Below are 545 nucleotides of genomic sequence, written 5' to 3' on the forward strand. Positions count from 1 at the left end.
TACACGCGTAACAAACTGTGCAGGAGATGTGCCCCAGTGGTGTGATTACCACGTGGAGTGTCTTGCGACTGGTCGAAGTTCCTCCTGGCTCGTCTCGTTTGTTTTTTTTTTTTTCTGCGCGACCGCCCCTACCGCCGGTGGGGAATCGCACCCCGCCCTGAAGACGTTTGTGGTCGCCGGCGAACCGGCCTGGGCATTCTAGCAGGCGCGGCCGTGGCGGCCGCCCGGTACAGCGCGCCACCGGTGGGACAAAGCGTCGCGAGGCACACGGCAACCTTGCGCGCGGCGGCGCGCATCACCGGCGATCGCTCAGGGCGAGGCCGCATCCGCGCTGGCGCCGGCTGCCGGCCGTAGCAGCAGGCGCAGGTCCTCGCCGAGCTGGCGCACGTTCTGCAACTGCAGCGGTACGCGCTGCGCCATGGCCTCGATGCCCAGCCCGGCCAGCAGCGGGCGGGCGGTATCGCCCAGCAGCAGCGGCGCCATGTACTGCAGCACCTGGGCGTCCAGGCCGGAGCGCACGCGGGCGCCGTCCCGCGTCCAGCAGG

Annotated in this window: 1 pseudogene; it reads right to left on the reverse strand. The window is 69.5% G+C overall.

Annotated features, from left to right (window positions below):
- Positions 1 to 309: 309 nt before the first annotated feature.
- Positions 310 to 545 (reverse strand): annotated as a pseudogene (locus CSC70_RS14140) (bifunctional diaminohydroxyphosphoribosylaminopyrimidine deaminase/5-amino-6-(5-phosphoribosylamino)uracil reductase RibD); the annotation flags it as partial.

Origin of the sequence: Pseudoxanthomonas kalamensis DSM 18571 (assembly GCF_010211745.1) — a bacterium.
Classification (GTDB): domain Bacteria; phylum Pseudomonadota; class Gammaproteobacteria; order Xanthomonadales; family Xanthomonadaceae; genus Pseudoxanthomonas_A; species Pseudoxanthomonas_A kalamensis.